We start from the raw sequence: 16,705 nt of genomic DNA on the forward strand, positions 1-16,705 counted from the left end.
CGATCGCTGGCTACCGCTTTGTGAATTTACCAGCATGAATTTCACGTATTGGATCAAAGTGCCTTCATTGCGTTACGCAAGTTTTCGAAAAATATGTAAATAAAATAACAAGATAAGGATATAAATTATAATTCACTCTAGAATAATGAGGTACGAACCTCAGAAAATCCTAGACCTGAGGTGCGTACCTCAAATACCCTTGAGCATATGCCGCGATTCGCACATCCTCGATTGACGGCGCAAAAAAGGGAGGAATGGATGACTTACTTAAAACTGGCTTCGGCCAGCGCAATGGTCCTTGCCGCTACTACTCTTTCTACCAGGGCAAATGCTGAAGACCTGACGCTGTGTTGGGCAGCATGGGACCCGGCCAACGCGCTTGTCGAGCTTTCGAAGGAATTTGAGGCTGAGTCCGGTCACACGATGAATTTCGAGTTTGTGCCATGGCCAAATTTTGCGGACCGGATGCTGAACGAACTGAACTCTGGCGGGAAGCTGTGCGACCTGTTGATCGGCGACAGCCAATGGATTGGCGGCGGTGCTGAAAACGGCCACTACGTGAAATTGAATGATTTCTTTGATGCTGAAGGAATCAGCATGGATGATTTCGCGCCAGCCACGGTTTATGCCTATTCGACTTGGCCGAAAGGTACGCCGAACTACTACGCTTTGCCTGCGATGGGGGATGCAAACGGTTGGTTTTACCGGAAAGACTGGTTTGAAAACCCTGAAATTCAGGCCGCTTATAAAGATGCTACCGGGCAGGACTTACGCGAACCTCAATCCCAGAAAGAGCTGCTGCAAATCGCGCAATTCTTCCAAGGTCGCGAAATTGACGGAAAAACCGTGTACGGCGCAGCGATCTTTACCGAGCGTGGATCGGAAGGGATCACAATGGGTGTGACTGGCGCGCTGTATCCTTGGGGCTTCAAGTATGAAAACACGCCGGGTTCGTATGACATGGAAGGTGCCGTAAATTCGCCCGAAGCCGTCGAAGCGCTGGAGTTCTATAAGGAGTTCTACGAAACCGCAACGCCACCGGGCTATACCAACTCTTACATGGGGGAGAGCCTGGACGCCTTTAAGTCTGGTCAGGTCGCCATGGCGATGAACTGGTTCGCGTTTTTCCCGGGCCTGTACGCTGATCCCAATACCGGCGGCGACAAGATCGACTTCTTCGTCAACCCGCCGCAAAATCAGCCGGGGTCTACGCTTGGTGGGCAGGGCATCTCTGTAGTCAGCTATTCCGATAAACAGGATGCCGCGCTTGAGTATATCAAGTGGTTCGCGCAGCCAGAGGTTCAGGCGAAATGGTGGGAGCTGGGCGGCTATTCCGCACATAACTCGGTGCTGGAAGATCCTGGATTTGTGGATAGCCAGCCCTTTGCCGGCGACTTCTTAGAAGCGATGGCAGGCGTGCAGGACTTCTGGCAGGAGCCAGCCTATGCGGAACTGCTTCTGGCAATGCAAAAGCGCATCCACGACTATGTTGTGGCCGATCAGGGCACGGCACAAGAAGCGCTTGATCTTCTGATCCAAGACTGGACGGAAGTCTTTGAAGACGAAGGCAAGCTGTAATCAGGTAGCCGGGTAGGAGCGGGCATCGTCCCGCTCCGCAATCACCCTTGCGCCCGAAACCGACAAGAACTGGTAAAGATATGTCTGACAGGACGATAGATCGCGTTGCGCAGGCAACGCCAGTGCGGGTTGCGCGAAAAATTCGGGGGTTATCCGACCGCGCAATCGCCTGGATTTTCATCTCTCCAACGATATTCCTGCTGCTTGCGATCAATATCTTTCCGTTGATCTGGACCATCCAGCTTAGCTTTACCAACTACAAGGCCAATCGCATCGGGCGTGAGGTCAAGGATGTCGGGCTTCGCAACTACGAGCGTATTCTGACAGATACCGACACTTGGCTGAATATGCAGGCCACAGCGCATTTTCTGTTCTGGACAATCTTCTTTCAGGTCCTGATCGGATTCACACTGGCGTGGCTGATCAACAAGAAATTCAAGGGCAACGACCTGTGGACCACAATTATCGTGCTGCCAATGATGCTGTCTCCGGCCGTTGTGGGGAACTTCTGGAAGTTCCTCTATCAGCCGCAGATCGGTCTGTTTAATTACATCGTATCGTGGTTCACCGGCAAAGAACCGTCGAGTTTTGAGATGCTGGGATCGGTCACATTGGCGCCTTGGGCGATTGTGATCGTCGACACGTGGATGTGGACGCCGTTTGTGATGCTGATCTGTCTGGCCGGGCTGCGAAGCATACCGGACTATATCTATGAGGCGGCGGAAATTGACCGGGCCAGCAAGCTGCGGCAGTTCTTCACGATCACCATTCCGATGGTGTTGCCGTTCCTGATGCTTGCCGTTCTGTTCCGTGGGATCGAGAACTTCAAGATGTTCGACCTTGTGGTTCAGTTGACGGGTGGCGGGCCGGGTTCTGTTACGGAACTGACTTCGATCAACCTCAAACGCGAAGCCTTTGAGAAATGGCGCACGGGCTATGCCTCGGCCTATGCGATCATCCTCTTTGTCACCGTGTTCGGCCTTGCGTCGATCTATGTCAAAGCCCTGAACAAGGTGAAGCAGAGATGAGCAGCTTTTCCGTCACCGAACCTTCAAACCGGTCCAAGTGGATCGCCGGTGCCCTGGTGATCGGCTACGCACTGATCACGATGATCCCTTTGGTCTGGATTCTGCTGACCGGGTTCAAATCTCCGGCAGATGCCATCAGTTACCCGCCCAAGGTCGTCTTTGAGCCAACTCTGGAAGGCTACGTTAATCTCTTCACAACCAGAACACGTCAAACGCAGGAGTTTTTAGACGCGAACCCACCGCAAAACTGGGCCGATGAAATCGTTCGCCAATACGACATGGTGATCGTCGGACCATCCAAGTTTGGTGAGCGATTTATGAACTCGGTCATCATCGGGTTCGGTTCTACATTCCTGAGTATCTTCCTTGGCACTTTGGCGGCCTACGCGTTCAGCCGCTTCAAGGTGCCGCTCAAAGACGATCTTCTGTTCTTTATTCTCAGTACTAGGATGATGCCCCCCGTCGCCGTTGCGATCCCGATCTTTTTGATGTTCCGAAACCTTGGGCTAAGCGACACGCACCTCGGGATGATCCTGCTCTACACGGGGGTGAACATTTCGTTGGCGGTTTGGTTGCTGAAGGGGTTCATCGATGAAATCCCGCGGGAATACGAAGAAGCAGCGCTGATCGATGGCTACACCCGGTTTCAGGCCTTCTACAAAGTGGTTCTGCCACAGGCTGCGACGGGCATAGCCTCAACCGCGATCTTCTGCCTGATTTTCGCTTGGAATGAGTATGCGTTTGCTGTGCTGCTAACCTCTGCGAATGCGCAGACGGCCCCGCCGTTTATTCCAACCATCATCGGTATCGGTGGCCTTGATTGGCCTGCAGTCGCGGCTGGTGCAACGATCTTCCTGATCCCGGTCATGATTTTCACCATCCTGATGCGCAAACACCTGCTGCGTGGGATCACGTTCGGAGCTGTACGCAAATGACCAAGTTTTTTTCAGGACTGATGCGGCTTCGCCGGGGGCCATGGGAAATGGTGGCGACAATACTGATCGCGGTCGGGGTCTTTATGCTGATGCAGCCGTTTGTCCTTTGGGCGTTCACCTACTCCTTCATCGTCACGCTGATCGGAACCGTCATGTTCATCATCGTCAGCCACTTTCCGGAGTAGAAATGGCCCAGATCGTAGTTAAAAACGTTAAGAAAATGTTCGGCGATTTCACGGCTGTCCGCGAAAGCTCGTTCACGATTGAAGATGGTGAGTTCTTCATGCTGCTTGGGCCGTCGGGGTGCGGTAAGACGACGACCTTGCGGATGATCGCGGGTCTGGAGCTTCCGACCTCCGGCGAAATCTACCTTGATGGTGAGGAAATCAGCCAACGACCGCCATCGGAACGAGACATTGCTTTCGTCTTCCAGATGTTCGCGCTGTATCCGCATATGAATGTGCGTAAAAACATCAGCTACCCGTTGATATCGCAGGGAATGCCGCGTGCCGCCGTTAAGGCCAAGGTAGAAGAAGTCGCGGGCATTCTTGGAATAAAGGATATTCTGGACAGCCCCGTAGGCGGGCTTTCCGGTGGCGACAGGCAGCGCGTGGCCCTTGGGCGTGCGATTGTCCGCGAACCAAAAGCCTTCATGATGGATGAACCCCTTGGTGCCTTGGATGCTGAGTTTCGCGAACATATGGCCGAAGAACTGCGCGCGCTGCATGATCGCATGGGCGCGACCACGGTTTATGTCACGCATGACCAACTGGAAGCGATGCAGATGGGTGACAAGATCGTCGTGATGAACAACGCGGTGATCGAACAATTCGGCACGCCTCAGGAAATCTACGACAAACCGGCGACCATGTTCGTGGCCGATTTCATTGGCTCGCCATCGATGAATTTCCTGCCATTTCAGGGCACTGTAACGCCGGGTTCCGAGATGGTCCGACTGAATGGACATGACGAGGCCGTGCCCAAAATGATCGAGGGGGCAGAAGGTGATCTGGTCTTTGGTGTTCGCCCCGAGCATGTCTTCTTGTCAGATGACAGTGGTTATCGGGCCAAGGTTCTGGCGGCTGAATACCTCGGGACGACGCAGATCGTGACGTTGCAAAGCCCGAATGGTGAGTTGAAGGCCCGGATCGATGCGCGCGAAACGGTCAGCCCCGGCGAGACGGTTGGTTTGGAGTTCCGCTCTCCGACCATCACCCTGTTCGAGCAGTCAACAGGCCGCGCTCTGAGGTCTGTTCTGAACGATGAGGTGCTGAGCAATGGCTGAGGTCGTTTTGGAAAATATCTCAAAGTCCTTCGGCAATACTAAGGCGGTCGACGACATCTCGATGACGATCCCCGATGGTGCGTTTGTGGTGCTGCTTGGACCGACGGGCGCGGGGAAAACCACTACGTTGCGCTTGATTTCCGGGCTGGAAAAGTTGGATGCCGGATTAATCCGGATTGCCGGTCGGGATGTTGGGGTGGAAACACCAGCTCAGCGCGATGTGGCGATGGTTTTCCAGCAGTATTCGCTGTATCCGCACATGACCGTGCGTGAGAACCTGTCTTTTCCGCTGCGCTCGCCGATCCTGAAAACACCTGAGGATGAGATCACCAGAAAGGTGAACGAAACCGCCGAAATCCTTCAAATCCCCCACAAATTGGACAACAAAGCCACCGAGCTGTCTGGCGGTGAGATGCAGCGTGTTTCAATCGGGCGGGCATTGGTCCGCGATCCCCAGATATTCCTGATGGACGAACCGCTCAGCTCACTGGATGCCAAGCTTCGCGCAGATTTGCGTGTTGAGTTGAAAAGGATACAGGCCGACCTTGGGTCCACGCTCTTGTACGTGACACATGATCAGGTCGAGGCCATGACCATGGCGACACATATCGGTGTATTGGAAGAGGGCAGATTGGTTCAGTACGGCACGCCGCGGGACATCTATGAAAACCCTGGCAGTGTCTATGTCGCCAGCCGCTTGGGCTTGCCGAGGATCAATATCCTGCCGTCCGAATTGTTCGGTGGCAATCACAAGGGTCCGCAGATTGGTTTGCGGCCAGAAAACATCATCGAAGGCGAGGGCAGTGAGGCGCGCGTGATACGTGCTGAGCATTTGGGTGATCAAACGCGGTTGCACCTGGACTTACAAGGTCACCCGGTCGTGACCTTGATTGATGTCCATCAGGACTATCCATCTGGAAAGATAATAAAGATTCGCCCTCACAACCCGTTGTACTTTGACGCGTCCGGCGCACGTGTGAATTAAGGAGCACAAGCATGGCCCAGTTCCTCAATACCAAAGAAACCCTTGTGACAGAGGCGATAGATGGTCTTCTGACCGCGACCGGCGGGGCGCTGACCCGTCTGGATGGGTATCCGCATATCAAGGTTGTCTACAGGTCGGATTGGGACAAATCCAAGGTCGCGCTGGTTTCCGGCGGAGGGTCCGGTCACGAACCTGCCCATGCCGGGTTCGTTGGGGCCGGTATGCTAACGGCCGCTGTGTGCGGAGAGGTTTTTGCGTCGCCCTCGGTTGAGGCTGTGCTGGCGGGCATTCTGGCCGTGACAGGTGAGGCGGGGTGCTTGCTGATCGTGAAAAACTACACGGGCGACCGGCTGAATTTCGGGCTGGCCGCCGAACGGGCCCGCGCCTTGGGACGCAAGGTGGAAATGGTGGTGGTTGATGACGACATTGCCTTGCCAGACCTTCCACAACCCCGCGGTGTGGCGGGTACGCTGTTCGTGCACAAGATTGCCGGTGCGCTTGCTGAGAGTGGTGCCGATCTGGATACCGTGACGACTGCCGCAAAAAATGTCATCGAAAAAGTTGTCAGCATCGGCATGAGCTTGGACACCTGCACCGTTCCGGGCTCTCCGAAAGAAGACAGGATTGCGCCGGGCAAGGCAGAGCTGGGTTTGGGTATCCACGGTGAACCGGGTGTCGAGCAAGTGGATTTCGCAAATGCCATGACCGCGATGTCCACCGTTGTTGAGAAATTGAAACAACGTTTGGGCTCAGGTAATTGCGTGGCGTTGGTCAACAACCTTGGGTCAACTACCCCCTTGGAAATGGCCGTCCTGACACATGCTTTGGCTGAAACCGGAATCGCGCAACATATCATTGGGCCTGCGCCGATGATGACTTCATTGGATATGCATGGGTTTTCGGTTTCTATCCTGCCAGTCACCCAAGGTGATTTGTCGGCACTCAAGACCCCAGTTGAAATGGCCGCCTGGCCCGGTGTCAGTTCTATCGAGCCGGTAAAGATTGCACCCCTGCCTGATGGGCTGACCCCGATAGATCCTATTCCATCAAACAACCCAAAGACCAAGGAAACGATCACTCGGTTGTCCGAATTGCTTGTCAGTGCCGAAAAGCATCTGAACGAGCTGGATGCCAAATCCGGTGACGGTGATACAGGCAGCACACTTGCCACCGCGGCCAAGTCGCTGCAGGGCAGTCTTGACCGAATGCCCCTGGCCGATCTGACACAGCTTTTCCCGGCGCTGGGCAATGAACTGAGCCAGACAATGGGCGGCTCTTCCGGGGTCATCCTCGCGATATTCTTCAACGCAGCAGGGGATGCCTGTGCCAGCGGGGCTTCGGTATCGAAATCTCTAGTGGAAGGCTTGAACCGTGTCAGTCAGGTTGGCGGAGCCAAGGTGGGTGACAGAACAATGATCGACGCGCTTGCACCTGCGCTTGCGGCGCTGCCTTCGGGGCTGACGCATGCTGCAAAGGCAGCCCGTGAAGGGGCTGACAATACGGCAAATATTCACCGTGCGAAGGCGGGTCGCGCAGCTTATGTCCCGGAAGAAAACCTGATTGGGCATAACGACCCGGGCGCTGAAGCCGTCGCTTTGTTGTTCGAGGGATTGGCGCACGAGATTGAAGGCTGAAAGACGCGTGGAAGACCAAAAGCAAAAACTAGAAGTGGTGGAAAAGCCAACTGTCAACGACATCGCACGCGTTGCAGGTGTCAGCCTCGCGACTGTAGATCGCGTTTTGAACGGACGCCCGGGCGTTCGCGCTGTGACCGTTCAAAAGGTTCATAAAGCGATCGATGAACTGGGGTATGTGCGCGACACCGCCGCCGCCAATCTTGCGCGTAAACGCGTTTACAATTTTCTTTTCGTACTGCCCGACGCCGACAACGAGTTTCTTGAGGCGTTGAGTAAGCAGATCGTGGAACAGTCACGCGATCAGTTTATCGAACGCACGCGTCTGAAGATTCAGCGCGTTGCGCCGTTTGAACCTCAGGACATCGTCGAAATACTGGATGGTGTGGAAAGCAAAGAGGTCGACGGCGTCGCTGTTTTTGGTCCCGAAACTCCATCGGTACGCGATGCTGTCAAAAGGATCAGGGACAAGGGTATCCCGGTCGTTGCCCTTGTGTCCGACCTGCCCAGTTCGGACCGCGATCATTTCGTGGGAATTGACAACGTGTCCGCCGGGCGGACAGCGGCGCAACTGATGGGGCGGTTCGTGCATAAAAAGGGCAAGGTTCTTGTCCTGACCGGCTCGCGCTTGGCGCGTGATCATCTCGAGCGTCGCCAAGGCTTTGATCTGGTCGTTGCCGAGGATTTTCCGCATCTTGAAGTCGTGGCGTCTGTCGAGGGTCGCGATGACCCCGACCTGATTTACAAGATGATGCCCGAGATATTTGCAACCTATCCCGATCTGGTCGGGATCTATTCCTCCGCTGCGGGCAATGCGGGCCTGATTCAGTTTCTGTCCGAAAGCAATATCAGCAAGAATCTGGTGATCATAGCCCACGAGCTTACGCCGCTCAGCCGTGAGGCTTTGACCCGCGGCACATTTGACGCTCTGATCTCGCAGGACTCCGGGCATTTGGTTCGGTCGGCCGTCCGCCTGCTGCGCGCCACGTCAGACAAGGTTCCGTTCAACAAAGCTCAGGAACGCATTCGTATCGATATCTATCTAAAGGAAAATTTGCCGCCATAAAGGCATGGAATTTGGGGAGGACAAATTATGAAGACGATCAAAGGCCCGGCTTTGTTTCTGGCGCAGTTTGCCGGGGATGAAGCGCCTTTCAATTCATGGGATGCAATCACGAAATGGGCGGCTGAGTGCGGGTACAAGGGCGTTCAGGTTCCCAGTTGGGATGGCCGATTGTTTGACCTAGATGCTGCCGCGTCCAGCCCGGGCTATTGCGATGACTTCAAGGGGAAAGCCAAAGAGAACGGCGTTGAAGTTACCGAACTGTCCACACACCTTCAGGGGCAGCTTGTGGCCGTTCACCCGGCTTATGACACGGCGTTCGATGGGTTTGCGTCTGAAACTGTCAGGGGAAATCCGAAAGCCCGGCAAGAATGGGCGGTGGATCAGGTCAAAAAGGCGCTTTCAGCGTCCAGAAATATGGGAATTTCAGCGCATGCGACGTTTTCGGGCGCGCTGGCCTGGCCATATGTTTATCCGTGGCCCCAGCGGCCCGCCGGGCTGATAGAAACCGCTTTTGATGAGCTCGCGCGCCGTTGGGTGCCGATCCTGAACCATGCAGAAGACTGCGGCGTGGACGTCTGCTATGAAATCCATCCGGGCGAAGACCTGCATGATGGGGTCACCTACGAGATGTTCTTGGAGCGTACGGGCAATCACGCACGGGCCTGCATGTTGTACGACCCGTCGCACTATGTTTTGCAATGCCTCGACTATCTGGACAACATTGACATCTACAAGGATCGCATCCGGATGTTCCACGTCAAGGATGCCGAATTTAACCCAACGGGTCGGCAAGGTGTCTATTCTGGCTATCAAAGCTGGGTCAATCGGGCAGGGCGCTTCCGGTCTCTTGGCGACGGGCAGGTGGACTTCGGGGCCGTCTTTTCAAAAATGGCGGCAAACGACTTTGACGGTTGGGCGGTGGTCGAATGGGAATGCTGCCTGAAGCACCCTGAAGATGGCGCGCGCGAAGGTGCCCAGTTCGTGTCGGATCATATCATTCGTGTGACCGAGAAAGCCTTTGACGATTTTGCAGACAGCGGCACCGATGAGGCGGCCAACCGTAAAATGCTGGGGATAGACTGATGGTAACGGGACGTAGCGAAGAAACCTCGGGGCGCATTCGCCTTGGCATGGTCGGTGGCGGAAATGATGCTTTCATAGGGGGCGTGCATCGCATTGCAGCACGATTGGACGACAGGTTCCAATTGGTTGCCGGAGCGTTGTCCTCAACGCCAGAGAAATCCCGCGAAAGCGGGCAGGCGCTGGGTCTTGACCGTGTTTATGACGATTTCAAGCAGATGGCGATCAGAGAGGCACGACTGAAATCAGGGATCGAAGCGGTTTCGATTGTCACGCCAAATCACGTGCATTACGCCGCCGCGCGTGAGTTCCTGAAGCGCGGCATTCACGTGATTTGTGATAAGCCTCTCACCGCGACGCTGAATGATGCGAAAAAGCTTGTCAAAGCAGCGGAGAATTCAAACGCACTGTTCATTCTGACGCATAACTACACCGGCTACCCCATGGTCCGGCAGGCGCGTGACATGGTTGCCAGCGGCCAGATTGGCAAAATCCGGGTGGTTCAGGTTGAGTATGCCCAAGATTGGCTGACCGAGCAGCAGGATTTCAAACAGGCAGAGTGGAGGACTGATCCCGAACGCTCAGGCGCTGGCGGATCGACCGGTGACATTGGAACCCACGCCTATAATCTGGCTTGCTTTGTTACCGGCTTGAAAGCCGAAAGCCTTGCCGCAGACATACAAGCCTTTGTTCCGGGGCGCCAAGTCGATGACAACGCTCATGTCCTGGTTCGTTTCGATGGCGGAGCGCGCGGAATGCTGTGGTGCTCACAGGTTGCACCCGGCAACGAAAACGCCTTGCGACTCCGTGTTTACGGCGAAAAGGGTGGGCTGGAATGGGCTCAGGAAGACCCGAATTATCTTTGGTTTACACCCTATGGTGAGCCAAAGCGTCTGATCACCAGAAATGGACCCGGGGCAGGGGATGCCGCCAATCGGATAAGCCGCGTACCTCCCGGACACCCTGAGGGGTATCTGGAAGGTTTCGCGAACATCTACGGTGAAGCCGCCGAAGCCATTCTGGCTTTCCGAGATGAAAAGCCACCAGAGGCATCGGTCTTGTATCCAACGGTTCGCGATGGGCTGGAGGGTGTCAGGTTCGTGGCCGCTTGCGTGCAAAGCTCTGCAAGGAATGCGGCGTGGGTCAAATTGGAATAGAAGCCTGAATTGCGGGGGTTGCATGGCACGAATAGCGCCGTGAAAAGGTCACCGTGCTAAACAAATACTGAAGAGGCGCGCATGTATCTTGGATTGGATTTGGGAACGTCAGGTCTCAGAGGGATCTTGATAGATGATGCCGGTCGCGTGCTGTGCGATGCCGAAACCAGCATTCCAACCTCAACACCAAAACCCGGCTGGTCCGAGCAGAACCCGTTGGATTGGATCAACGCGTGTAAGGAGGTTGTCGGGAAGCTTCGCGCGCTTGACGAAACCGCCTTTTTAAAACTGCGTGGCATCGGGCTGAGCGGGCACATGCATGGTGCGACTTTGCTGGACTCTGGCGGCAGAGTTCTCAGGCCGTGTATTCTGTGGAACGACACTCGGTCAGCGGATCAGGCCAGGATACTGGATCAAATGCCAGAAATGCGCGCGATATCCGGGAATATCGTATTTCCGGGGTTCACCGCGCCGAAACTGGAGTGGGTGCGCGCGCATGAGCCTGATGTATTCTCGAAAACAGCCAAAGTGCTTCTACCGAAGGATTATTTACGCTTTTGGCTGACTGGCGAATACATCTCGGACATGTCGGATAGTGCGGGCACGTCTTGGTTTGACGTCGGACAGCGACAGTGGTCGGATGCTGCGCTTGCCTTGGGGCACATGCGCGGGGATCAGATGCCGAGCTTGATCGAAGGGACCGATCCGGGTGGTGACCTAAAGGCGGATTTGCGGCGCGAATGGGGGCTGTCCGGACCTGTCGTCGTCGCCGGCGGTGCTGGTGACAATGCGGCGGCCGCCTGCGGTATCGGAAGCATACAAGACGGTGCGGGGTTTGTTTCGCTGGGAACTTCGGGCGTTCTGCTTGTTGCCAGAGACGCATACGCTCCGGCTCCGGAAACTGCGGTGCACTGTTTTTGCCATGCAATTCCAGACACGTGGATACAAATGGGGGTTATTCTCTCGGCCACTAACAGCATGAATTGGCTATCGCGAAATCTTGGACAGCCCGTGGACAAGTTGGCTGCAACGTTGCCTGACGTGGTCGCTGGCCCGTCTGGAATCACATTCCTGCCCTACCTTTCCGGGGAACGAACGCCCCATAACGACAGCCGTGTCCGAGGTGCGTTTATGGGTCTGGACGTTTCTTCCGCCCCCGCAGACCTAACCCAGTCCGTTATGGAAGGTGTGGCCTTCGCCATGCGGGATTGCCTAGAAGCCTTGAAAAGTACTGGAACATCGCCGCAGAACCTAATGGCAGTCGGAGGGGGCGCGCGATCGAGGTTTTGGTTGGAGACCTTGGCAACAGTTCTGCAGGTCCCTCTGAAACTGCCCAAAGGCAGCGAGTTTGGGGCGGCCATGGGGGCCGCGCGCCTGGCCATCTGTGCTGTGAACAACGCAGAGCCAGCCGAAGTGATGTTGCCGCCGGAAATTGAGGATAGGATTGAACCCCGCAGCGATCTGATTGACGCCTACGAAACTGAATACGGCAGATACAGGCAATTCTACGCGGCGCTGGCGCCACTGGCCGCAACGTGACAACTGAGGCTGCGAGTGTTTCTCGGATCGAAACCTCGATCGTTACGAGGGCATGCGTACCCCCGGCCTCAAAGGCCCGGTTTGCGATCTGAACGCCCATAGCAAAGGATGTTTAGCACTTAGGGTGTGTTCGCTATGAGTTCCTTCACTTTAAGGATCGAAACTTGCTCGATCCCGTAGGCCGCAGCGCCCTTGGCCCACATCAGGTCGCCCCAATGGTGAACCTTGATTTCAGGCAAGGCTGCATCGACATTTACAATGCCATTGCGGATGCGGGCCAAAACCTCATCCGCGCAGAGATGTTCAAAGCTTTTTTGCGTGCCTGACACGATAATACACTCTGGGTCGAACAGGTTGATGAGGTTGGATACTCCAAGACCGAAAACCTGGCCGGCACGGGAAAGAACCGAAGCAGCCCTTTGCTCACCCGAACGCGCGCGATCATGTATGTCTGCAACGGTCATTGCTTCGTTTGTCTGACCTGTGACCGCCATTTCACGGATCAAAGCATAGTCGCCCACATACGCCTCAAGACATCCGCGTTGGCCGCACTGGCACAAGGCACCGTCAAGTTGAACCTTGGTGTGCCCAAACTCGGCACCGCATCCTCTTTTGCCACGGTAAAGCTGACCATCCAGAACGATCCCAAGGCCGACGCCATGCTCGACCGTAACGACGAGAAAGGTCTTTAGACCTTTGCCAAGGCCAAACAACTGCTCGGCTTTCGCGACCAGGTTGGCGTCATTGTCCATAAAAGCAGGGCAGGGCAGATGGTGTGATAGCAAGTTACTGAAATCAATGTTCCTTTCAGTGATCGAAGACGACCAGTACACAAAATTCCTGTTTGCGTCCACAAGGCCGGCCACTCCGATTGAAACGCCGGCAAGATCTTTTGCAGAGCGGCCAATTTGCGCGCAGGTTTCGTCAAGAGCGCTGCGGATGGACGCTACGAACTCAGATGGTGACATTCTGGGTTTTTCCAGCGGGTGTTTGTACGACGCGGTTTCGCTACCTTCAAAATCGACCAGAATGACCGAGATACCTTGCCGCGCGACTTTTAGACCTGCAACAATGTTGGACTTGGCATCGAGCTGCAGCAAAACCCTTGGTCGGCCTCTTTTGCCGGGCGCGGATATCGCTTCGCCTTCAATCTCTTTAATTAACCCGGCTGCGATCAGATCTGCAGTGGCCGCCGTTACGGTTGCCGGGCTGGTTTGCAATGCCGACGCAATATCAATCCGCGAAACGGCACCCTTTGTCCTGATATGCTGCAAGACCCGCAGACGGGTTGCGTTCCGTTGTTCCAAGGAAATCAAAGAGGCTTTGTTTTTCAGTCTCTTACCCTCGTGAATCTTACTGTGAATTCAATTTAAAGCAGTTTTGGAGCCGCATATAGGATAATATTTTACCAGATAAAATAAATATGATATTCAGACTTAAAGGTCGGGAATCGAGATAAGGCGGCTTAAAAAATAAGAGGTTATCCTGCGACATCCTGGGCGACGTTGCTTTTGTCTATGAAAGCCCGCTGTCCCGCGCCTGCGAAGGCGTGATCCATGGGAATAGCGCGCAATCGCATATCGAGCATGGCTAATCCGATGATGACGCATTGTTCATGGATAACCCCACTGAAGCGCCTGGATTGCCTGAATTTCTAGGCAATCTTTGGTTGATGATTATTCTCGGCGAGCAGCCAGTGCAGAACCGAGGGGGAGGGAAGTCATGACAAGTGGATTTTTCGACGGGATTGAGAAAGTTCAATTCGAAGGTGCAGACAGCAAAAACCCTCTGGCCTTCCGGCATTATGACCCAGACGAGATCGTGATGGGGAAGCGTATGGAGGACCACCTTAGGTTTGCTGTGGCCTGGTGGCACTCTTTCGCGTGGGAGGGTGGAGACCCCTTTGGCGGGCCGACATTCGAACGTCCGTGGCACCCGCAAGACGATATGGGACGCGCGCGGATGAAGGCGGATATTGCGTTCGAAATGTTTGAAATACTGGGCCAGCCTTTCTTTTGCTGGCATGACGCTGACATTCGGCCCGAACAAGACAACTTCGCCGAGAACCTCAAAACCTTGGAAGAGATCACCGACTACATCGCAGAGCGAATGCAGGTATCTGGTACTAAGCTGCTTTGGGGAACGGCCAATATGTTCAGCCATCGCCGGTGGATGGCCGGTGCCAGCACAAACCCAGACCCGGACGTTTTTGCGTTCGCGGCGGCTACGGTAAAATCGTGTTTGGATGCAACGCAGAAGTTGGGCGGTGAAAACTATGTTCTCTGGGGTGGGCGAGAGGGGTACGAAACCCTGTTGAACACCGACCTGAAGGCCGAGATGGACCATATGGGCCGGTTTCTGAATATGGTTGTAGAGTATAAGCACAAGATCGGGTTCAAAGGCACAATTCTGGTGGAGCCGAAACCTCAGGAACCGTCAAAGCATCAGTATGATTATGATGCGGCGACTTGCATCGGCTTTCTTAGAAAATATGGATTGGAGAATGAGGTGAAGCTGAACCTAGAACAGGGGCACGCGATCCTTGCCGGGCATAGTTTTGAACATGAAATCGCCGTCGCCGCCGCTGAGGGGATGCTGGGTTCGATTGATATGAACCGCAATGACTACCAATCGGGGTGGGACACGGATCAGTTCCCAAACAACACGCCAGAGGTCGCGTTGGCCTATTACCACATTCTGAAGGCGGGGGGATTCACGACCGGGGGCACGAATTTCGACGCCAAGATACGCCGGCAGTCCCTTGATGCGAAGGATCTGGTTGCAGCCCATGTCGGCGGGATGGATATCTGCGCACGGGGTCTGAAAGCCGCGGCCGCGCTGATCGAAGATGGCGGCTTGGAGCGTGCTCTGCAAGAGAGGTACTCGGGTTGGGACACACCGCAAGCGGCGTCCATGTTGGACAGCAGTCTGGACGAGATTGCCGCGCGTGTTCTGCAAGAAGATATCAACCCGAAGCCACGCTCAGGACGTCAGGAAATACTCGAAAACTATGTGAACAGGTTTGTCTGAGGCGGGCTGAGGACAACAAACGGTTCACACATTGTTTGCAGATTGCTTATTCCGAACCTTCAGGCCCATTAAGGACGGGTTCGAGATTGTCCGACGGCACAGGTAACTGGATTGTCTATGGAACAAAGCTGTCGGGTACACCAAATATCGGTGCGTCCACGCTCGACCCCGTTAAAGCGTGCAAGAAAGAAACAAGGTTTTGGACTTCACGGTCGTTGAGTTGGACCGGATCAATATCGATCTTGTTTCGTTGACGGTCCATTTCAAAACGGTCATCCCAAACCAGGAAATCTGCTTTTTGAAGCCACGGAACATTTGGTAGGGCGGCCATTTCGGGCGTCCAATTTGCTAGACTTTCCTGCGGGTCCATGTGATGGCGGATCATACTTTCCAGATCGGGAAATGCCCCGTTATGTCCATACGGTGCAGTCAGGGCGACGTTGCGCAGCATCGGGGTGCGGAACCGGTACGCGTCTTCCAGACGGTTGCTCTCGCCCATGCGCCCAACGTCTCGGACGAAGGGGTCCCACTGTCGGGTTCGTCCCGGGCCGAAGGGTGGCAAACCCAAGGCGTGAAAGTTTTGGTCCGATAGTAATGGGCCTGAATGGCATGTGGCGCAGCGCGCTTTTCCGTAGAACAGGTCCATCCCGTCTTTTTGGGCGGGTGACAGGGCGTCGGCGTTTCCGGCAAGGTACTGATCAAACGGACTGTCCGTGCTGCGCCATTCGATGGCCATAAAGGCCGCCAAACTGTTGGCAATATGTGTGATTGTAATGTCTTCAGGCGTCTCAATATCGTTGAAAGCCGCTGCGATCGCTGGTCCATAAAACGGATCGGTGCGTACACGTTTGGCCAGGATCGGCCAGCCCTTGTCGATCCGGTCATGGACCGCACCGGTCACTTGGTTTTCGGCCACATTGCCCGCCATTTCGAATTGCGAGGTCAACGGAAACAGCGCTTGCGCCGCCAGCAGTGAGCTCAACCCATCCGGCAACCATTCCTGTGCGGGTGAGTTGAAGCCGTTGTTGTATGCGTCAGAGATACTCAGGCGGCCATCGTGAAAAACGGTATGGATGTCTTTGGCGCCAAGGTTCCATAGCCCCGGTGAATTGCGGGGTATGCGTTTGCGAATCTTGTCGGGGCCGGAACCCGGCGTACGGTCAGGCCCCAAACCTTGCCCGCCTTCGCCGATGCCCAGCGATAGACCATCCGAGGTCCCAAAATCCGGGTGATGGCAATGCGCACAGGCGATGTTTCGATTGCCCGACAGAATTGGATCGTAAAACAGTTGATGACCGATCGCGGCCTGTTCCATATCAAAGGACAAAAAGTCATCATCCGTCAGCGGTTGCGGCAAATCCTGTGCCGCAGCGGCTCCGGCCCATAGG

The 16,705-nt window shown here is 55.0% G+C and carries 14 protein-coding genes; 12 read left to right on the top strand and 2 right to left on the bottom strand.

Features of this window, described 5'->3' with window-relative positions; all coding sequences use genetic code 11:
- Positions 1 to 258 precede the first annotated feature (258 nt).
- The 11 genes from ACXAET_RS02105 (at position 259) to xylB (ending at position 12,287) form a co-directional block, all read left to right on the top strand.
- Positions 259 to 1,578, top strand: a complete 1,320-nt coding sequence (locus ACXAET_RS02105) for an ABC transporter substrate-binding protein (RefSeq protein ID WP_475180404.1) — start codon at positions 259 to 261, stop codon at positions 1,576 to 1,578.
- 80 nt (positions 1,579 to 1,658) lie between these two features.
- Positions 1,659 to 2,606, top strand: coding sequence for a carbohydrate ABC transporter permease (locus ACXAET_RS02110; RefSeq protein WP_068334144.1), 948 nt, complete (start codon positions 1,659 to 1,661; stop codon positions 2,604 to 2,606).
- A complete protein-coding gene (locus tag ACXAET_RS02115) occupies positions 2,603 to 3,541 on the top strand; it encodes a carbohydrate ABC transporter permease (protein WP_068334145.1) in 939 nt (312 codons plus the stop codon). Before ACXAET_RS02110 ends, ACXAET_RS02115 begins: the two co-directional genes overlap by 4 nt.
- Positions 3,538 to 3,726 carry a hypothetical protein gene (locus ACXAET_RS02120; protein WP_068334147.1) on the top strand — a complete coding sequence of 63 codons (189 nt, stop codon included), beginning with the start codon at positions 3,538 to 3,540 and terminating at the stop codon, positions 3,724 to 3,726. Before ACXAET_RS02115 ends, ACXAET_RS02120 begins: the two co-directional genes overlap by 4 nt.
- Before the next feature lie 2 nt (positions 3,727 to 3,728).
- Positions 3,729 to 4,826 carry an ABC transporter ATP-binding protein gene (locus tag ACXAET_RS02125; RefSeq protein WP_475180408.1) on the top strand — a complete coding sequence of 366 codons (1,098 nt, stop codon included), beginning with the start codon at positions 3,729 to 3,731 and terminating at the stop codon, positions 4,824 to 4,826.
- Positions 4,819 to 5,811 (top strand): ABC transporter ATP-binding protein, encoded by a 993-nt coding sequence (locus ACXAET_RS02130; protein ID WP_475180410.1) that lies wholly within the window; start codon positions 4,819 to 4,821, stop codon positions 5,809 to 5,811. The genes ACXAET_RS02125 and ACXAET_RS02130 overlap by 8 nt, the downstream gene beginning before the upstream one ends.
- Positions 5,812 to 5,822: 11 nt before the next feature.
- The gene (locus tag ACXAET_RS02135; protein ID WP_475180411.1) at positions 5,823 to 7,445 is read left to right on the top strand and encodes a dihydroxyacetone kinase subunit DhaK; all 1,623 of its coding nucleotides are present in this window, start codon (positions 5,823 to 5,825) and stop codon (positions 7,443 to 7,445) included.
- 7 nt (positions 7,446 to 7,452) lie between these two features.
- On the top strand, positions 7,453 to 8,511 hold the full coding sequence (locus tag ACXAET_RS02140; protein ID WP_475180413.1) for a LacI family DNA-binding transcriptional regulator: 1,059 nt from the start codon (positions 7,453 to 7,455) through the stop codon (positions 8,509 to 8,511).
- A 27-nt stretch (positions 8,512 to 8,538) separates the two neighbouring features.
- Positions 8,539 to 9,594, top strand: a complete 1,056-nt coding sequence (locus ACXAET_RS02145) for a sugar phosphate isomerase/epimerase family protein (RefSeq protein ID WP_475180415.1) — start codon at positions 8,539 to 8,541, stop codon at positions 9,592 to 9,594.
- Positions 9,594 to 10,748, top strand: a complete 1,155-nt coding sequence (locus tag ACXAET_RS02150) for a Gfo/Idh/MocA family protein (protein ID WP_475180416.1) — start codon at positions 9,594 to 9,596, stop codon at positions 10,746 to 10,748. Before ACXAET_RS02145 ends, ACXAET_RS02150 begins: the two co-directional genes overlap by 1 nt.
- 81 nt (positions 10,749 to 10,829) lie before the next feature.
- A complete protein-coding gene (xylB, locus tag ACXAET_RS02155) occupies positions 10,830 to 12,287 on the top strand; it encodes a xylulokinase (protein WP_475180418.1) in 1,458 nt (485 codons plus the stop codon).
- A 119-nt stretch (positions 12,288 to 12,406) separates the two neighbouring features.
- Here xylB and ACXAET_RS02160 read toward each other — a convergent pair whose 3' ends face one another.
- Positions 12,407 to 13,594, bottom strand: coding sequence for an ROK family protein (locus ACXAET_RS02160; RefSeq protein WP_475180420.1), 1,188 nt, complete (start codon positions 13,592 to 13,594; stop codon positions 12,407 to 12,409).
- A gap of 415 nt (positions 13,595 to 14,009) precedes the next feature.
- On the opposite strand from ACXAET_RS02160, the gene xylA reads away from it, so the two are divergent.
- Positions 14,010 to 15,317, top strand: a complete 1,308-nt coding sequence (gene xylA / locus ACXAET_RS02165) for a xylose isomerase (RefSeq protein WP_475180423.1) — start codon at positions 14,010 to 14,012, stop codon at positions 15,315 to 15,317.
- Positions 15,318 to 15,432: 115 nt separating this feature from the next.
- Here xylA and ACXAET_RS02170 read toward each other — a convergent pair whose 3' ends face one another.
- Positions 15,433 to 16,674: a cytochrome-c peroxidase gene (locus ACXAET_RS02170; RefSeq protein WP_475180427.1), complete on the bottom strand. Its 1,242-nt coding sequence runs from the start codon at positions 16,672 to 16,674 to the stop codon at positions 15,433 to 15,435.
- Positions 16,675 to 16,705 lie beyond the last annotated feature (31 nt).

It is taken from the genome of Ruegeria sp. AWH4_226, from assembly GCF_056159225.1.